The 17,624-nt window shown below is 62.5% G+C and carries 16 protein-coding genes and 1 pseudogene; 8 read left to right on the forward strand and 9 right to left on the reverse strand.

The window, feature by feature from the left end:
- The first annotated feature begins 3 nt into the window (after positions 1–3).
- Positions 4–807, forward strand: coding sequence for an ABC transporter permease (locus tag V1283_RS01060; protein WP_334384605.1), 804 nt, complete (start codon positions 4–6; stop codon positions 805–807).
- The gene (locus tag V1283_RS01065) at positions 804–1,643 is read left to right on the forward strand and encodes an ABC transporter ATP-binding protein (RefSeq protein WP_334384606.1); all 840 of its coding nucleotides are present in this window, start codon (positions 804–806) and stop codon (positions 1,641–1,643) included. The genes V1283_RS01060 and V1283_RS01065 overlap by 4 nt, the downstream gene beginning before the upstream one ends.
- A gap of 33 nt (positions 1,644–1,676) precedes the next feature.
- Here V1283_RS01065 and V1283_RS44520 read toward each other — a convergent pair whose 3' ends face one another.
- The 3 genes from V1283_RS44520 to V1283_RS01085 all read right to left on the reverse strand — a co-directional run bounded on the left by V1283_RS44520 (position 1,677) and on the right by V1283_RS01085 (position 5,050).
- Positions 1,677–2,693: a MetQ/NlpA family ABC transporter substrate-binding protein gene (locus V1283_RS44520; protein ID WP_442895688.1), complete on the reverse strand. Its 1,017-nt coding sequence runs from the start codon at positions 2,691–2,693 to the stop codon at positions 1,677–1,679.
- A gap of 171 nt (positions 2,694–2,864) precedes the next feature.
- Positions 2,865–4,208, reverse strand: coding sequence for an LLM class flavin-dependent oxidoreductase (locus V1283_RS01080; protein ID WP_334384608.1), 1,344 nt, complete (start codon positions 4,206–4,208; stop codon positions 2,865–2,867).
- Positions 4,205–5,050, reverse strand: coding sequence for a class I SAM-dependent methyltransferase (locus V1283_RS01085; protein WP_334384609.1), 846 nt, complete (start codon positions 5,048–5,050; stop codon positions 4,205–4,207). Before V1283_RS01085 ends, V1283_RS01080 begins: the two co-directional genes overlap by 4 nt.
- A 375-nt stretch (positions 5,051–5,425) precedes the next feature.
- On the opposite strand from V1283_RS01085, the gene V1283_RS01090 reads away from it, so the two are divergent.
- The 5 genes from V1283_RS01090 (at position 5,426) to V1283_RS01110 (ending at position 10,719) form a co-directional block, all read left to right on the forward strand.
- On the forward strand, positions 5,426–6,880 hold the full coding sequence (locus V1283_RS01090; RefSeq protein WP_334384610.1) for an NAD(P)/FAD-dependent oxidoreductase: 1,455 nt from the start codon (positions 5,426–5,428) through the stop codon (positions 6,878–6,880).
- A 94-nt stretch (positions 6,881–6,974) separates the two neighbouring features.
- Entirely contained in the window at positions 6,975–7,904 is a 930-nt protein-coding gene (locus V1283_RS01095; RefSeq protein ID WP_334384611.1) for a TauD/TfdA dioxygenase family protein, read from the forward strand.
- A gap of 28 nt (positions 7,905–7,932) precedes the next feature.
- A complete protein-coding gene (locus V1283_RS01100; RefSeq protein WP_334384612.1) occupies positions 7,933–9,000 on the forward strand; it encodes an ABC transporter substrate-binding protein in 1,068 nt (355 codons plus the stop codon).
- The gene (locus tag V1283_RS01105) at positions 8,997–9,851 is read left to right on the forward strand and encodes an ABC transporter ATP-binding protein (RefSeq protein WP_334384613.1); all 855 of its coding nucleotides are present in this window, start codon (positions 8,997–8,999) and stop codon (positions 9,849–9,851) included. Before V1283_RS01100 ends, V1283_RS01105 begins: the two co-directional genes overlap by 4 nt.
- Positions 9,844–10,719 (forward strand): ABC transporter permease, encoded by an 876-nt coding sequence (locus V1283_RS01110; RefSeq protein ID WP_334384614.1) that lies wholly within the window; start codon positions 9,844–9,846, stop codon positions 10,717–10,719. Before V1283_RS01105 ends, V1283_RS01110 begins: the two co-directional genes overlap by 8 nt.
- 15 nt (positions 10,720–10,734) lie before the next feature.
- Here the strand turns inward: V1283_RS01110 and epsC are convergent, their stop codons facing one another.
- From epsC to V1283_RS01140, 6 genes and pseudogenes are all read right to left on the reverse strand, one after another.
- Positions 10,735–11,688 (reverse strand): serine O-acetyltransferase EpsC, encoded by a 954-nt coding sequence (gene epsC / locus V1283_RS01115; RefSeq protein ID WP_334384615.1) that lies wholly within the window; start codon positions 11,686–11,688, stop codon positions 10,735–10,737.
- 19 nt (positions 11,689–11,707) lie between these two features.
- Positions 11,708–12,281 (reverse strand): annotated as a pseudogene (locus V1283_RS01120) (flavin reductase family protein).
- 41 nt (positions 12,282–12,322) lie between these two features.
- Positions 12,323–13,552: an acyl-CoA dehydrogenase family protein gene (locus V1283_RS01125; protein ID WP_334384616.1), complete on the reverse strand. Its 1,230-nt coding sequence runs from the start codon at positions 13,550–13,552 to the stop codon at positions 12,323–12,325.
- A 37-nt stretch (positions 13,553–13,589) separates the two neighbouring features.
- Complete coding sequence (locus V1283_RS01130; protein ID WP_334384617.1) at positions 13,590–14,588, reverse strand: NrtA/SsuA/CpmA family ABC transporter substrate-binding protein; 999 nt, start codon at positions 14,586–14,588, stop codon at positions 13,590–13,592.
- A 22-nt stretch (positions 14,589–14,610) separates the two neighbouring features.
- Positions 14,611–15,336, reverse strand: coding sequence for an ABC transporter ATP-binding protein (locus V1283_RS01135; protein ID WP_334384618.1), 726 nt, complete (start codon positions 15,334–15,336; stop codon positions 14,611–14,613).
- Complete coding sequence (locus V1283_RS01140; protein ID WP_334392922.1) at positions 15,333–16,088, reverse strand: ABC transporter permease subunit; 756 nt, start codon at positions 16,086–16,088, stop codon at positions 15,333–15,335. The genes V1283_RS01135 and V1283_RS01140 overlap by 4 nt, the downstream gene beginning before the upstream one ends.
- A 438-nt stretch (positions 16,089–16,526) precedes the next feature.
- Between V1283_RS01140 and V1283_RS01145 the strand changes: the two genes are divergently transcribed.
- Positions 16,527–17,621 carry an LLM class flavin-dependent oxidoreductase gene (locus V1283_RS01145; protein WP_334384619.1) on the forward strand — a complete coding sequence of 365 codons (1,095 nt, stop codon included), beginning with the start codon at positions 16,527–16,529 and terminating at the stop codon, positions 17,619–17,621.
- Positions 17,622–17,624: the final 3 nt, after the last annotated feature.

The following is a 17,624-nucleotide window of genomic DNA, read 5'->3' on the forward strand; positions in this document are numbered from 1 at the left end:
CGGATGGCATCTGGACGCACCATCGACCGGTTGCCGATGTTGCGGTGGCTCGTTCGTGCCGGGTCAATTCTGGCTTGCATTGGGCTTTGGCAGCTGGCCTCGTCATTGCACGTGCATCTTGGTATCGTGACGTTCCGCAATGTACCGCCCCCAACCGAGGTCGTTCAGTCCGCAATCGTCCTACTGAAGTCACCAAAACTCTTCGCGCATATCAGCAGCAGCCTGTGGCGGGTGTTTGCCGGCTACGGTGCTGCGGTTGTTATCGGCATAGCATTCGGATTCGCGATCGGCCGGTCGCGCGCCGCCAGCGATCTGTTGCTGCCGCCACTTGAACTGCTACGGCCGATCCCCGCGGTGGCGTGGATACCGCTGTCGATCCTGATGTTCCCGTCGTCCGAACTGTCGATGATCTATATCACCTTCATCGGCGCGCTGTTCCCGATCATCCTGAACACTGTGCACGGCGTCGCCAACATCGACCGCAGGCTTGTTGCGTCCGCGCGCAGCCTCGGCGGCACGCCTGTCGCGATCCTGCGTGAGATCGTGTTGCCGGGTGCGGCACCCAGCATCGTTACGGGACTGGCTATCGGCATCGGCACGTCCTGGTTCTGCCTCGTCACCGCGGAGATGATCTCCGGCCAGTTCGGGATCGGTTACTACACATGGGAAGCCTACACGCTGCAGAACTATGCCGACATCATTGTTGGCATGCTGGTGATCGGCCTGCTCGGAATGGGCAGCAGCTGGCTGCTGACGACGCTCGGTCATTATTTGATGCCGTGGCGGCATCCGGCGGTCGCGCGATGAATATCCGGGTTACCGACATAGCCACAAAGACCGTTGGACGCATCGACGTCGCCAATGTCTCGATTTCGCTCGGGGAGGGCGCCGACGCTTTCGAGGCGGTCCGCGGTCTCAATTTCGCGGTCGCGCCGGGCGAGCTCGTATGCGTTCTCGGCCCGTCCGGCTGTGGCAAATCGACTTTGCTCGGCGCACTGGCGGGGCATTTGCAGCCGACGCAGGGGCAGTTGACCGTGGACGGTCAGCCGCTCCTCGGTCCAAGCCCCGACCGGGGAATCGTGTTTCAGCAGCACACGCTGTTTCCCTGGAAACGGGTCCGCGACAATGTTGCGTTCGGACCGAAGATGCGCGGCATCGGCAAGGCTGAGCGGCGCCGTACGGCGGACGAAATCCTGAAGCTGGTCGGTCTTGATGGCTTCGAGACCTTCTATCCCTCGCAATTGTCCGGCGGCATGCAACAGCGGGTCGAAATCGCCCGCGTTCTCATCAATCAGCCTCGGGTGCTGCTGATGGACGAGCCATTCGGCGCCCTGGACGCACAGACGCGCAGCCTGATGCAGGAGGTGTTGCTGGACATCTGGACCAAAATTCCGACCACGACCGTGTTCGTGACCCACGATATCGAGGAGGCGCTCTTCCTTGCCGACCGGATCATCGTCATGAGCGTGCGGCCGGGGCGGGTGATCGACGACATCCGCCTGCCGTTCGCGCGGCCCCGTCATGGCGAACTCGTCACCGAGACCGAGTTCGTGCGTCTGAAGCGCCACATCCTTAACTTGCTCCGGCGCCCCGACGATGCTCTGCCGCTGGCGCGGCTAAGCCCGCTCGGCGTTCCCGGCTGAAACGGCAAGCGCCTTACGTCTTGTGGAGAGCAATCACTTTCTTTCGAGCAACGCAAGCAGATCGGCGTGATCGAGACGCATGGCCGAGCTGTTTACCGTAGCTGCATGACAGCGTGTCGGCGTCCAATGCGATATCATCGGCATGCCGCCTGCGCCGAACGCTGCGAATACAAGCGCGGGGTCATGCTGCTCCTGCAGAAGTGTGGTGACGAGGGTGCCCGCCGTCATGAGAGCTGCGGCGGCGAGCAAGAGTAGCGGAACGGCTTCACCGGAGCGCACCCGCAGGGATGCGGCCGGCGAAGTGTAACGGGAATGACCGTGTGAGACGGACTGAACTGGCGTCATTTGAGATAGTCCGGCAGCGCAAAGCCGTCGTAGAAGCGGTCCGACAGGATCGCCGTCTTGAAAGTCTGCGACTTGTAGCCCGCGCCAATATCCTGCGCCCACGGGGCTTCCGCGTTGCCGCGTTTCACGACCACCACGTTGATATAGGGCGTCGTCATCTTCTCCAGCGCAAAGGCGTTGGTGAGCTTCAACCCGCTGTAGATCGCAAAATTTCCCTGGGATCGCGGCGAAATCGACATCGTCGAGGGCGCGCGGCGCCTGCGCCGCTTCCAGCGGCACGATCTTGATGTTGCCGGGGTTCTTGATCACGTCAAGCTCGGAGACATCGATCGGCTTGCTGTCGCGAATTTCGATCAGGCCGAGGTCGCGCAGGATCCACAATGACCGCTGCAGGTTGACGGGGTCGTTGGGAACCGCGACGGTCGATCCGTGTTTGATCGCCGTGCCCGGCGGGTGCTTCTTCGAATAGAGGCCCATGGGCGGGGTCGGCACATGGACGATCCCCACCAGATCGGTCTGCTGGCGCTCGTTGTAGGAATTCAGGAAGATCGTGTGCTGCATGACATTGGCGTCGATCTCGTTCTTGAACACGGCATTGTTGGCTTCGAGGCCGGTGGAGAACTCGACATAGCGGATGCGATATCCCTTTTTCTGCAGCTCGGGTGCAACGCCGGCCTTGAACTCGTCGATATAGGGACCGGGCACGAACCCGACCTTGAGTTCGGGCTTGGCGGGCTCCTGGGCCTGCGCGGTTCCCGCAGCAAGCGCGCCGACGAGCAGGAAAGCAGCGGCGAAGTTTCTTGAACATTTTCTTGAAAGCCTCGTGGAGTTGTGGGTGAGCAGCAGGGGAAATCCAGAGAGCGCCTTGTCAGCCGGTCACGCGATCGCCTGGATGGCATTGGAGAACACGCTGGCCGGCCGAGTCAGGCCGTAGTGGTCACGCAAGGTCTTCCCGGCATACTCTTCGCGAAACAGGCCGCGCTTGCGCAGGATCGGCACCACCTGCTCGGCGAATACGTCGAACCCGCCGGGCAGCCAGGGCGGCATGACATTAAAACCATCGGCTGCGCCGTTCTCGAACCAGGTCTGGATGTTGTCTGCGATCTTTTCCGGCGGCCCCGCGATCACCCAATGACCGCGGGCGCCGGCGAGGCGTTGCACCAGTTGGCGGATGGTCGGCTTCTCGCGATCGACGATGTCGACGACGAGCTTGAAGCGGCTGGCGACACCGCGCGCGTCCTCGGTATCGATCAGGTGCCGCGGGAAGGGGCCGTCGAGGTCGAAGCCCGAGAGATCGAGCCCGATCATCTGCCGGAGCTGGGTCAGCGAATATTCCGGTTGGATCAACTCGTTGAACTCGTCCTGCAGGCGATCGGCTTCCACCTGCGTGCTGGCAATGAACGGGCTGATGCCCGGCAGGATCTTGATCTGATCGGGGTGCCGGTCGAAGGCTCGGGCCTGCCGCTTGATGTCGGCATAAAACTCCTGGGCGCTCGCGAGCGTCTGATGCGCGGTGAAGATCGCCTCTGCGAAGCGTGCGGCAAAGGCGCGGCCGTCCTCGGACGAGCCGGCCTGGACGTAGACCGGCCGTCCTTGCGGCGTCCTTGAGATATTGAGCGGCCCACGCACGCGGAAATGCTTTCCGATGTGATTTAACGCGTGGATCTTGCCGGTGTCGGCGAAAACGCCGGAGGCTGGGTCGTTGACGAGCGCGTCGTCTTCCCAACTGTCCCAAAGCCGCGTGATGACATCAAGATATTCCCGTGCTCGCTCGTAGCGCTCGTGATGAGGAGGATGCTCCGGCAGGCCGAAGTTCTGTGCCGCCTGCGGTGAGCTTGTCGTGACGATGTTCCAGCCGGCGCGGCCGCCGCTGATGTGATCCAGCGAAGCGAACAGGCGCGCCAGATTGTACGGCTCGGTGTAGGTCGTTGAAGCCGTTGCGATCAGGCCGATCCGCGTGGTGGCAGATGCAATTGCCGTGAGCAAGGTGATCGGCTCGAGACGGAAACGCGCCGCGTAGCGGACGTTGTCGGCAAGCACTGGACCGTCGGCGAAGAAGACCGCATCGAACTTGTGCGCTTCGGCGCGCTGCGCTAGCTCCTGATAGTACGTGATGTCGAGGACACGGTCGGATGCCGATGCCTTGTGGCGCCACGCAGCCTCGTGATGACCGTCCGGATAGATGAAGAAGTTGAGGGAAAGCTGCCGTCGTTCGCTCATGTTCGTAGTCCGTGCGTGTTGTTAACGGGGAGGACTTTGCGGGCAAACGCAAAGCGTAGGTAACGTTCCAGCCGGAGGCCTTCGGGGAGGCGTTTGGCTTCGACCAGACGGGCGAAGGCTGCGCGCACCCGATCGCTTTCGGATTTCGAGAATCCATCCAGAAAATTGCCGAAGGCGCTCGCTTCCGACCATTTCAGCAAGGCATCTGCGTCCGGGTGGATGTCGATCAGCGATCGCAGGTCGCTGCGATAGTCGATGAAGCCGGCGCCCGCGAACAGCTCCTTCAACTGCTCGTCCGTTGCGCCGAGGACCGGGTTGGATTCGTGGTGCCGGTCCGCCAGACCTGCCTGCACGATCGCCTCGCGAAGCAAAACCCGGGACTCGTGCGGTCTGGAAGGATCTTGAACGTTCAGTCCCAGTCTGCCGCCAGGCCTGAGGACGCGGTGGATTTCGCGCAAGGCGCGATTCTTTTCCGCGATCCAGTGGAACACGCTGTTGAGGTAGATCGCATCGAACTGGCCATTGGCGAAACGAGACAAATCTTCCGCGTGGCCGGTCTCGAATGTCAGTATCCTCGACTGCCGCTGCCGTGCGACGTCGATACGATTTTGCAACGGGTCGATGCCGACGACCGAGCCATGCGAGCCGACCAGGCCGGCGACGAATTCGGCAAGCCGACCCGTCCCGGCGCCAATGTCCAGGATATGCTCGCCCGTCTTGATCGCGAGCGGCCCGATCAGGAACTTGCCGTGGTGAAACTGGACGATTCCGGCCCGTTCGTAGTTTCGAGCCATTTCGGGAGTATCCCGCTCAAGGCTGATCGTTCCGGCAGTCTGTGGCATTGCAAATCCATCACCGCTGCAGTTAGCGGCGTGTCACCGCGTGCATCGGACTCTACGTCTGTGCTCGCGATGCTGTCGATGAAATGAATTTGCAATCTTGTGGTGGACCCCAGCATGAAACCCATGTGTTGATCGGAAAACGGAGTGAGTGTGCATCCCGCTGTGGGTGTCAGCATCTGAAAGCTGAAACAATTCTGCTTTCACGCAACAAAATTCGTCGCGTGATGCCGGTCGTCGTGACCGACGCGTCATGATCACCGCAAATATTTCAGCACCTGCATGGACGACGACGCGATCGTTGTCGATTCGGGCAAACAACGCTGATTTCATTTCATTGACTGCAAGTCGTTCGCTTCTACGATTTGTCGAGCACACATGAGGTCGATCGTCATGCCGAAAATTGATCCCGATAATGTTGCTCAAGAGACGCTCCGCCTGATCGGACCAGATCCGCAGAACTGGGTGCCGGATCGCGATGGCATCGACCACAACGTATTTGTCGTGGGTGGAGGGCAATCCGGAAGTGCATTTGCTTTCGCGCTGCGACGGGCTGGTATCGGAAAAGTATCCGTGATCGATGCGGCGCCGGACAACGCCCTGGCCGGCGTATGGCGAACCAGCGCGCGCATGCATAAACTTCGGACGCCGAAGAGTCTGCCCGGTCCTGAACTGGGATTGCCTGGCTTGAGCTTTCAGGTCTGGTATGAGGCCCGCCACGGCGCGGCCGCCTATGACGCGCTCGATCGTATTCCGCGGCTGGATTGGGCCGCCTATCTAGATTGGTATCGCAAGCAGGTCAGTGTGCCGGTTCGCTACGGGACAAGGCTCGTTCGCATCGAGCCCGCGGGTGGTTATCTGCGGCTGCATCTGGAGGAGGGCGGGGCGACTCGGGTCGAGACAACGAGGAAGCTCATCCTGGCGAGCGGCTTTGCGGGTAGCGGCGGCGCCTATGTGCCTGAGGTGCTGACGCAGAATGTGCCGAGGTCCGGCTATGCGCACACGTCGGAGCGGATCGATTTCGAGGCATTGCGCGACAAGTCGGTTGTGGTGCTCGGCAGCGCCGCGTCGGCCTTTGATGCGGCTGCCGTTGCACTTGAGACGGGAGCGCGCGAAGTCCACCTGTTCGCCCGTCGTGACAATCTCGCTTCGCTACCGGTGATCCGGATCCGCGGCTATCCCGGCGCCTACGACAACTACGGTTCATTGCCGGACGCTGCGCGCTGGCATCAGGCGATCCGATTTCGCCGCGCCGGTTCGACACCGCCACCCGACGCTATTTCGCGGGCCGTGCAGTTTCCGAATTTTCACCTGCATCTGGCGTCGCCGTGGACAGCGGCAGAGGCTCTGGGACGGCGGTTCGTCGCGACTACGCCGCACGGCAAGGTCGCCTTCTACTTCGCGATTGCCGGCACCGGCTACACTGTTGATCTGGCTGCTCAACCGGAATTGCGGGATTTCGCCGGCGAGATTCTGCGCTGGGGAGATCGCTTCACACCGCCCGATGATGAGCAGGACGAGAGCCTGGCGGCATATCCTTATCTCGGCTCGGGGCATGAATATCTCGAAAAAGAGCCGGGTCGGGCGCCGCAGCTAAAGAACATCCACGTCTTCAACCCGGCGGCCGTTGTCAGCTTTGGCCTGCCGATCGGGGATGTTCCGAGCTTCAAGCGCGATATCCCCGCCGTCGTGGCGCGGATCAGCCGCGATCTGTTCCTGGCTGACCTCGCCTCGCACGAGGAACGCATCAATGGTTCGATCGCCGAGGATTTCGCCGCTGAACTCTACGCTTCCGCTGTCTGGCGATCGCCCCACTCGGTTGCGGCCGAATAGACAACGTTTCACCCATGATTTCATTTCCGCCCCCGTCCCCGCGACCGGTGCCTGGCGGAGCAGTCAACAGCAGACATCGCGGCGGAGAAGCATCATGACCCAGGCAACCACCATCGATAACGTCATCCCCCGCGCGGATATCGTCAAACGGGCGGCACGGCTCGGCGCGGAGATCAAGAACATCAAGCTGTCGGGCGACCTGTCCGATGAAACGATCGGCGCCATCAACAAGGTGCTGCTTGAGCACAAGGTCATCTTCTTTCGCGACCAGAACCACCTCGATGACTCCGAGCAGGAACGTTTTGCGATCCGGCTCGGCAAGCTGGTGCCGCATCCGACCGTCGGTGCGATCAAGGGCACGTCGTCGATCCTGGAGCTTGATTCCGGCCGGGGTGGCGGACGCGCCGATCAGTGGCACACTGACGTCACTTTTGTTGACGCCTACCCGAAGATATCGGTGCTGCGCGGCGTCGTGATCCCGCCATTTGGTGGCGACACCGTCTGGTCGAATACGGCCGCTGCCTATCTTAATCTGCCGCCGCCCTTGCAGCGTCTCGCCGACGAGCTTTGGGCGGTCCACAGCAATGCCTATGACTACGCGGTCAAGTCGCGCGCTACCGAGGCCGACCGCAAGCACTTCGACGAGGTCTTCACCGGAACCGTCTACGAGACCGAACATCCGGTCGTCCGGGTCCATCCCGAAACCGGCGAGCGGACGCTGGTGCTCGGCAATTTCGTGCAGCGTTTCGTCGGTCTGCCGAAATATGACGGCCAAAAACTGTTCGACCTGTTCCAGTCGCATATCACTTCGCCCGAAAATACCGTGCGCTGGAACTGGCAGACCGGCGATGTTGCGATCTGGGACAACCGTGCCACGCAGCATTACGCGGTCAACGATTACGGCGACCAGCATCGCGTCGTACGCCGCGCCACCATCGATGGCGACGTGCCGGTCAGCGTTGACGGCCGCAATAGCGTAACGCGCATCAAGACCAGCAAGCAACCGGCAGCCAAGGCAGCTTAAAACGTCGCTCTCATCAGGAACTAGCAAAATGAAAGATCTATTTCGATCGATGCGCCCGATAGCGGCGGTTTTCACAGGAGAAGCAACCGGAACGGCATGGCGCGTGTTTTGGTCGTTCGTCGTGGCGGTCTGCTTGGTCGGTCAGGTAATGGCCGAGCCACTCGAAAAGACCGAGATCCGCTACCAAGGCTGGGCCGGGCAGGTGACATTCACCGAGCTTGCCGAGGACCTCGGCTATCTGGCGCCGCTCAAGCTCAAATGGGTTGGGAACACGACCAGCGGGCCGCAGGACATCCAGACCGTGGTCACGGGCGATATCGATGTCGGCGGCGCATTCTATGGCGCCATCCTCAAGCTGATCGCGGCCAAGGCGCCAATCAAGGCGGTGGTCGGCTATTACGGATCCGACGCCAACACCTATTACGGCTACTATGTGAAGGACGACAGCCCTATCAAGAGCGCCCGCGACCTGATCGGCAAGAAGGTCGCGGTCAATACGCTGGGCGCGCATCTAGAGTTCGTGTTGCGCGAATACCTCGCGCGAAACGGCCTTAGTGCTGCCGAAGCAAAGCAGGTAACGCTTGTGGCGATCCCGCCGGTTTCGCGCGAGCAGGCGCTGCGCCAGGGCCAGGTCGAGGTGAGCGCGCTCAGCGGCGTCCTGCGCGACAAGGCACTCGAACGCGGCGGCATCCGCTCGCTGTTCAACGACACCGACCTGTTTGGGCAATTCACAGGCGGCGCCTACGTGCTTCGGCAGAAGTTCATTCAGGAGAATCCGAACACTGCCCGCAAAGTGACCGAAGCAATCTCCCGTGCGATCCACTGGGCGCAGACGACGCCGCCGGAAGAGGTGCGGGCGAAGTTCGACAAGATCATCGCCGAGCGCAAACGCAATGAGGATGGCTCATCGATCAAGTACTGGAAGAGCACCGGTGTTGCGGCCAAGGGCGGCGTTATTACCGACTCCGAGATCCAGGTATGGATCGACTGGCTGGAGAAGGACGGCCTGTTCAAGGCGGGCCAGATCAAGGCTTCCGACGTCTACACCAACGAGTTCAATTTTTATCGTCCGGGCAAGACGGCGGAAGCACGATGAGCCCGGTCAAGATCAGCTTCCAGCAGGTCCGCAAGGAGTTTGTCGTTCGCGGCGAGGGAGGCGGGCCGGCACACCGCTTCACCGCGCTGGAGGATATCACGCTCGACTTGCGGCCCGGCGAGTTCCTGGCTCTCGTCGGCCCGAGCGGCTGTGGAAAGTCGACGCTGCTGGATCTGCTTGGCGGCCTGACGGCGCCGACCAGCGGCCGCATCCTGCTCGACGGCCGGCCGATCGAAGGGCCGGCGCGGGATCGCGGTATCGTGTTTCAGCAGTACGCGCTGTTTCCGTGGCGTACCGCCGCGCAGAACGTCGAGTTCGGGCTCGACATCGCAGGCCTCAAAGCGAGGGAGCGGCGCGAACGGGCGCTGCACTATCTTGAACTGGTTGGTCTTTCGGCTTTCGCCGGGCGGTATCCGCACGAACTCTCCGGCGGCATGAAGCAGCGCGTCGCGATCGCGCGCAGCCTGGCCTACGATCCGGAAGTGCTGCTGATGGACGAGCCGTTCGCGGCGCTCGACGCGCAGACCCGGGAGACGCTGCAGGGCGAATTGCTGCGCATCTGGCGGACGACCGGCAAGACGATCCTTTTCATCACGCACGGGATCGACGAAGCGGTCGTGCTCGGCCAGCGGGTCGCCGTGATGACGTCGCGTCCCGGCCGCATCAAGCATGTCGTCGAAGTTCCCGAAGCGCTGCGCAGCGAGGAGGAGGACGTTCGATCGCTGCCCGAGTTCGGCCCCGTGCGACACGAGGTCTGGTCCTTGCTGCGAGAGGAAGTGCTGAAAGCGCAGCAATTGGCTGGCGGCGCCGGCCGCGCCAGCCGCGTTTTGGAGGAAGTTGCCCATGTCTAGCCTTGAGATGCTGACGCTTCTTGAACTTGCGCAGGGACGGCCGGCCTCGTTGGCCCGGGCGGAAGCGCAACCGTCGCCGGTGCTACGTTTCGTCCGCTCTGCGATCCGCTGGTTGGCCGCCTTCGGGCACCGATCGCTGTTGCTGGTGGCGCTATTATCACTATGGGAGGCCGCTCCCAGGCTGGGCCTGATCGATGCCGTATTCCTGCCGCCGTTTTCGGAAGTGATTGCCGCCGGCTGGCAGCTTGCGCAAGCCGGCCAGCTCTACGACGACGTCGCCGCCAGCCTGCTGCGTGCCTTGAGCGGGTTTCTGATAGCGGTCGTGCTGATCGTTCCACTTGGCCTCGCGATCGGCTGGTATGCCCGGCTCGGCAATCTCCTGAACCAGTTCATCGAGATCTGCCGCAATACGGCACCGCTCGCGCTGCTGCCGGTGTTCATCCTGCTGCTCGGGATCGGCGAGCTGTCAAAGATCTCGATGGTGGTCTATAGCTGCGCCTGGCCGCTCCTGCTCAACACCATCGCCGCAGTCAAGCAGGTCGACCCGCTGCTGGTCAAGTCGGCGCGGACCATGGGTGCAACCCCGCAGCAACTGTTCCGCAAGGTGATCCTTCCTGCGGCGCTCCCGACCATCTTTGTCGGTATCCGCCTGGCGAGCGCCTCGGCGATGCTGGTGCTGGTCGCTTCCGAAATGGTCGGCGCCAAGGCAGGTCTCGGCTATCTCATCATCAACAGCCAATACAGCTTCCTGATTCCGCAGATGTACTTCGGCATCCTGGGGATCACCGTGATCGGGCTGACATTCAACGCCATCCTTCAGGCATTGGAACAGCGCTTCATGCGGTGGAAGGCGCCGGCGACGGCATAATGCAGGCGGGCCGGATCACGGCGCGGCAGGAGTATTCCGCGCCGTCGCCTGGGTCACGATGCTGTTCGGCGGCACATCCTTTGTGAGCCAGACATTGCCGCCGATCGTCGAGCCGCGACCAATCGTGATCCGGCCGAGGATAGTGGCGCCGGCGTAGATGACGACGTCGTCTTCGACGACCGGATGGCGGGCGTCGCCCTTGATCACTTTGCCCTCCTCGTCAGTCGGGAAATGCCGCGCGCCGAGCGTGACGGCTTGGTAGATGCGGACGTTGTCCCCGATGATGGCGGTTTCGCCGATCACGACGCCGGTGCCGTGATCGATGAAGAAGCCGGAGCCGATGGTGGCGCCGGGGTGAATGTCGATGCCGGTTCGGGCATGCGCGATTTCGGCCATCAGCCGGGCCACCAGCCGCGCGTTCTGGCGATGCAGGATATGGGCGAGGCGGTGATGGATGATCGCCGTCATGCCGGGATAGCCGATCAGGATCTCCGGAAAATTACGTGCGGCCGGATCGCCGACGAAGGCTGCCCGCAGGTCGCTGATCAGAAGTCCGCGCACGGCGGGCAGTTGCGAGGCAAAGCTGCGCGTCAGCTCGACCGCATCCTCGCGGCGGAATCCCGGCAGCAAATCGTCGCCAACGAACTGCGCGCCGCGATGGATCTGGTCGCACAGCGAATCCAACACAATGCTCAGGGTATTGCCGACGAAGTAGTCGATATTCTCGCCATCGAGCTCGGACTGGCCATAGTGCCGGGGAAACAGCGATTCCGTCAGGCCGTTGAGGATGGTCTCAAGGGCATCCCGCGACGGCGCACGTCGCGCCTCGCCATCGCGGCGGATACTGTGGGTCTCTTCCCGCGAGACGCGCAGTTCGGCGACGATCCGGTCGAGATGCCAGCGGGCCGGCGAGGGACTCGCGCCGGCGGTCGAGAGGTGTTGGGATTGCGGTGGCACCTCGCGCTTCATCGTTTCCTCCTGCGTTACCTCAGCGGACATGCGCCAAGGGAATGCTCACCTCGGCGAGCAGATCCAGGTCGGTGTCGTGGTTGATCTCGAAATATTGGCCGTTCCAGTAAACGAGGCCGGACAGGCGATGCGACAGCTCCATGCCAAGCAGGCGGCCGACGATGATCGCGTGCGAATGGCGCTCGATAATCTCCTCGGTCTGGCACTCGACCGTGGCAAGCGCGTCGGTAAGCAGCGGTACGCCGGATGTACCGGCTGACCAGGCTGTGCCGTCGAAACGCTGCCTTCCTTTTAGCTTGCCGTTGCTGAAGCGGTCGGCGAGCGTCTGTTGTTCCGAACCCAGGATGTTGACGCCGAACGACCGGTATCGCTCGATCAGGGCGAAGGACGAGGGCCTGACGGTTGATACTGACCAACAGCCGCGGCGGGTTCGCGCTCAGCGACGTCAGCGAGGTAACGGTCATGCCCGTAATATCCTCACTGCGGCCGGCGGTGATGACGGCAACCCCGCCGGCGAGACGTCGCATGACCGAGCGGAACTGGCGTTCGATTTCGTCGGTCTCGTCGACGAGGTGGATATCCGCCTTGCTCATTGGTCTTACCCTCCGCCGGCGCCTCGCCGGCTGTGCTTTGGCTAGAAGAAGCCCTTGGCTGGTAACGGCGTGCCGCTGATCTCGTACTGGCCGATCGAGCGCGCCTTGTATGTGGTCGGGTTGTGTGACGACAGGGTCCGTGCATTGCGCCAGTGGCGATCGAAGTTAGTCACCTTCTTGGTGGCGGAGGCACCCCCGACGTCGAACAGCAGGCTGCCGCCACGAATGGCGAATTCGTCCGCGACGATCTTGGCCTTGGCCGAGAGCAGGGCCGCCCGGTGGGCTGCCTCGGCGGCATTTGCCTCGCCGGCATCGAATGCGTCGGTGGCAACGTCGAGCGCTTCGGCCGCCGCCAGCACGACGGTCTCCGCGGCGAAGGCGCCGCTCGCGATCTGGCCGACGGTCTGTTGCAGGAGCGGATCGTCGGTCGGGATCTCGCCCGGTGCGTAATAGAACGTCCGCTTGCGGGATTGGACCAGCGCCGTGGCATCGCGCAGAATGGCGCGGGCGATGCCGGCGTTGATCGCGGTCAGGAAGAGCTGCGCAAAGGTGTTGGAATAGGGAATGCCGTAGCCGGTGTCGGGCGCGTCAAATACGACTTCCTGCCGCTTGACCCGGACATTGCGGAAATGCGTGGTGCCGGTCGCCGTCAGCCGTTGTCCCAGGCCATCCCAGTCGTCGATCAGTTCGATGCCTTCGCGATTGACCGGTATCAGGGCTGCCGCGTTGACGCCGGCAGAATCGGCGGTGCGGACGAGGACATAGTCCGAATAGAGCGTGCCCGTGCTGTAGTATTTTGTGCCGTTCAGCAGGTAGTCGTCGCCATCCGGCGTCAATGTCGTGTTCGGCCGGACGTCGCCGACCTTCGGCGTTTCCAGTTCGGTAGCGGCCAACCCGATGATGGCGCCGCCAGCGACCGCCTTCTGCCATTCCCGATGCTGATCGGTCTGGGGCTGCCGCACCAGCCGCTCGACCACGCCGAAATGGTTGCGCAGGATATGCGCAACGTTGGCGTCGGCCTCGCCGAGGCGGATGACGATCTCGAACAGTTTCCGGATCGAGCTGCCGGCGCCGCCAGCTTCCTTCGGCAGCCGGAATGCGCCCAGCCGGGCCTTGCGGATGAGATCGATCTCCGGGAACGGAAGGGTGCGCTCACGTTCGCGTTCGCTGGCGCCTTCGGCGATACGGTTGAGAAGCGCCTCGAGATCCGGCGAGCGGAGGTCGAGGGGATGCGAGAGGTCCAGGGAGTGTGCAGATATCGGCTTGTTCATTTGTTTGACCCGGATCGAGTTGGTGGAATTGCCTTTGTCAAAGAGCCGCAAGATGCTCGGTAACCTTGACCGGCTCCGGCAAAACCTTGCGCGCGACCAGCCAGTCCGTCGCTTTCTGCAAGTTGGCGACGAACTGCCAGTCATTCACCGCGAAGTATCGGTACTGACGCTTCAGGGCGATGAACTGGTCGCGTACCTCGTCGCTGTACTTGCCGGCCTTCTGCGCGATGTACTCGGCGTCCTTGCTGTTTTCGGAAATCCACTTTCCTTCGGCGCGGAAGGCGTCGTTGACGGCGCTGACCAGCGCGGGATTATCGGTCGCGAATTTGCGGGTGGTGAGGTAAGAGGTGTAGTCGATCTGGAAGTCGAGATCGCGGCCCTCGAGAAAGATGTCGTGCGCCTTGTATTCGAGTTTGGCGATGTCGACGCCGGGGCTCCACATCGCCCAGGCATCAACTTTTCCAGCTGCCAGTGCCGGCGCGGCATCCGGCGGGTTGAGATAAACGAATTTCACCTGCGAACGATCGACCTTGTGCTTCTCCAGCGCCGCCACCAGCAGGAACTCACCTAGGCCGGAGCGGTTCACCGCAACCGATTTGCCGACGAGATCCTCGACCTTGTTGATGCCGGAATCATCCTTGGCGATGATCGCGGTGGTGCGCGGCTCGTAGACCACGAATTGCGTGAACACCAGCGGCGATCCCGCGATGATGGCGGCCAGTGCCGGCGTGGTGCTGCCGCCAAAACTGAAATCGGCGCTGCCGCCGGTCACCGCCTGCAGCGTCGGGGCGTGGTTCGGGAACGGACCGAGCCATTCGACCTTTATGCCGTCCTTGGCCAGCAGCTTTTCGAATTCGCCGCGCTCTTTGGCGATCAGGTTGAGGCCGCTAAGGCCCCAGGTCAGGCGGACCTTATCGGTGGTCCGGCCGGTCGCCGACAAGGCGTTCCCGGAAACACCGATGCCTGCGAGTGCGCCAAGTCCGGCAGTGGCGGTGCCAAGGAAGCGGCGGCGGCTTGGTTGCGAAAATTCAGTCATGGCTCAGTCCTTACAAGAAAGCTCAAGCAGTGATGGGAGGCGATGCGACGACGCCGAGCTCTGCGAGCAGCTCGGCGCGCACGATTGGAGTCGTGCCGTCGCCTTTGGTGCGGTGTTCGAAGGCGATCCGGCCCTCGCGCATCACCAGGATGCGGTCGGCAAGTGTGATCGCCTCGTCGACGTCATGCGTTACCAGCAGAACCCCGGGCCGGTGCGCTGCCACCAGTTCACGGACGAGCGCGTGCATGCGGATGCGGGTCAGCGCATCCAGCGCCGCAAATGGCTCGTCGAGCAGAAGGAGCTCAGGCTCCTGAACCAGCGCCCGCGCCAGCGCCACGCGCTGTGCTTGTCCGCCCGAGAGGTTGCGAGGCCAGTCGTCGAGACGTTCAGCGAGGCCCACCTCGGACAGCGCCGCTGCGGCACGTTGGCGCGCGTCCGGCGCCTGAAGGCCCAGCGATACGTTGCGCCAAAGGCTGTCCCACGGCAGCAGGCGGTGTTCCTGGAAAACGACGGCGGGACGGCGCGGCGCCACGATGCGTCCGCCGTCGATCGGATCGAGCCCGGCCAGCGCCCGCAGCAGCGTGGTCTTGCCGCATCCGCTCTCGCCGAGCAGCACGACGAACTCGCCGCGCTCGATGCGCAGATTGAGGTTCTCGATGACGACCCGGCTGCCATAAGCGCGGCGCAGATTGGTCACCACAACGGCCGGCGAGGAGACCGTTGAAGCGGGGGCGACGTGGACCGTCATCGTGCGGCTCGATAGTTGGGGTGCCAGGCGAGCAGGCGGCGCTCAAGAAAGCGAGCGATCCCATCAGCCGCTACGCCGATCAGCGCGTAGATCACGATGGTCAGCATGATCACGTCAGTGCGGAGAAATTCCCGCGCGTCCATGGCGAGGAATCCGATGCCGGATTGTGCGCCGATGGTTTCGGCGACGACCAGAGCGAGCCATGCGGTGGCGAGCGAATAGCGGACGCCGGTGAGGATAGAGGGCAGGGCGCCCGGTAGAATGATCCGCCGGATCAGTTCGAGCGTGGAAAGCCCCTGCACACGCCCGAGTTCGAGCAGCTTTGGATCGACCTGCCGGATGCCCAGCGTGGTGTTGATGTAGATCGGGAAGGTGACGCCGAGCGCGACCAAAAATATCTTTTCAGCTTCTCCGACGCCGAGCCAGACGATCACCAGTGGCAGCGCGGCCAGGAACGGGATCGCGCGGATCATCTGCACGCTGCGGTCGATCACTGCTTCGGCGACGCGCGAGAAGCCCACCAAAGTGCCGAGCACGAAGCCGACGGCGCCACCGATCGCAAAGCCGGTAGCCGCGCGCGCGAGGCTAACGCCGAGATCGTTCAAGAGACCTCCGTTCGTCGTAAGCTTGAACGCAGTCTTGATGACCTTGCTAGGCGCAGGGAGGATGTGCGGGGTCAGCCAACCGGCCTGCGCCAGCACCTCCCAGACGATAAGGAGTACGACCGGCGCGAGCCAGGAAAGCAGCTGCAAGCCGCGCCGGCTGAACTCGAATGGTACCCTTCGCGATGACGGAGTGACATCGTCTTCACGCTGCGATTGATCAAATGCGGCCGGTGAAGCGGTCTGTTCGATATTACTCAAGATAGATCTATCCTCATTCATCGCGTGGAGCCGCGCAGCCGGCGGAGCGCAGATGCAGATATCGACGCGCACTCAATCGACGAGGATCTCGCCGCATGAATGAAATCCGTTTCTCACGCCGAAACTGTCCCACGATTTCGGTTCGACAGAAATAGAGTGGTTTTTCAATTGTCATTCGTTCCGTAGTTTTTCTGATTGCTCCGCGTGTGCGGCACGGCAAGGATTATCTTTTTGCGTCGCGTTGCTTGATCTATCGACGCGCCTTGGCGAATAACAGGCTCGGCTCTCGCGCGATGGATCATGCGAACAAGAGAAAAGAGATCGCAAATGACGACACGACCACTTCGTTTCGGCATCTGGGCGCTGGTTCACGGCTCGCGCGCCGCTTACCAGGACCCTGACGAACCCTATGACGCGTCGTGGGAGCGCAATCGCGATCTCGTGCTGGCCGCGGAACGGCTTGGCTACGACTCGACATTGATTGCCCAGCATACGATCAATCCCCATCAGGAGGATCTCGACCAGCTGGAGGCATGGAGTGCGGCGGCGGCCATCGCCGCATTGACGAGCCGGATCGAGATCATCGCGGCGATCAAGCCGTATCTCTATCATCCAGTGGTGCTGGCCAAGCTGGCGCTCGGCATCGAGAACATCAGCCGCGGCCGGTTCGCGATCAACCTCGTCAATGCCTGGAACCGGCCGGAGCTCGACAAGGCAGGTATTGGCTTTCCCGAGCACGACGCGCGCTACGCCTATGGCCGCGAATGGATCACGGTGGTGTCGCGCCTGATGCAGGGCGAGCGCCTCACGTACAAGGGCGAACACTTTGATGTTCGCGACTATGTTCTACGGCCTTCGAGCCTCCATCGTCCTCGGCCGTTGATTTATGTCGGCGGTGAGTCCGAGCCGGCTCGCGCGCTGGTCGCGGACCATGGCGATGTCTGGTTCATCAACGGCCAGCCTTTGGAGGATGTTGCCGGACTGATTGCCGATGTCGCGGCGCGGCCGCGTCAATCTGCGCCGTTGCGCTTCGGCCTCTCGGCATTCGTGATCGCGCGCGAGACGGATGAGGAGGCCCAGCGTGCCTACGCGCGATTACTGGAATTGTCGGCAAAGGATGCGCCGATCAAAGCGATCCAGAAGGCGAATACCGATCCAAAAGTCGTCATGATGCAGACCATGCAGAAGAGCGCGCGGGTCGGCAGCAATGGCGGGACAGCGGCGGGTCTCGTCGGCAGCTATGATGAGGTCGCCGCGCGCATCAGTGCCTTCCATTCGGCCGGAATCGAACTGTTCATGCTGCAGTTTCAGCCGTTCGAAGCGGAGATGGAGCGCTTCGCAAAGGAAGTCATCCCTCGGGTTCGTGCCCTGCAGCCGACCGAGCCCGTTGAAAGGCCGGCGGCGCAGGTAGCGAAGCGTTGACGG

It is taken from the genome of Bradyrhizobium sp. AZCC 2262 (genome assembly GCF_036924535.1).
GTDB lineage: Bacteria > Pseudomonadota > Alphaproteobacteria > Rhizobiales > Xanthobacteraceae > Bradyrhizobium.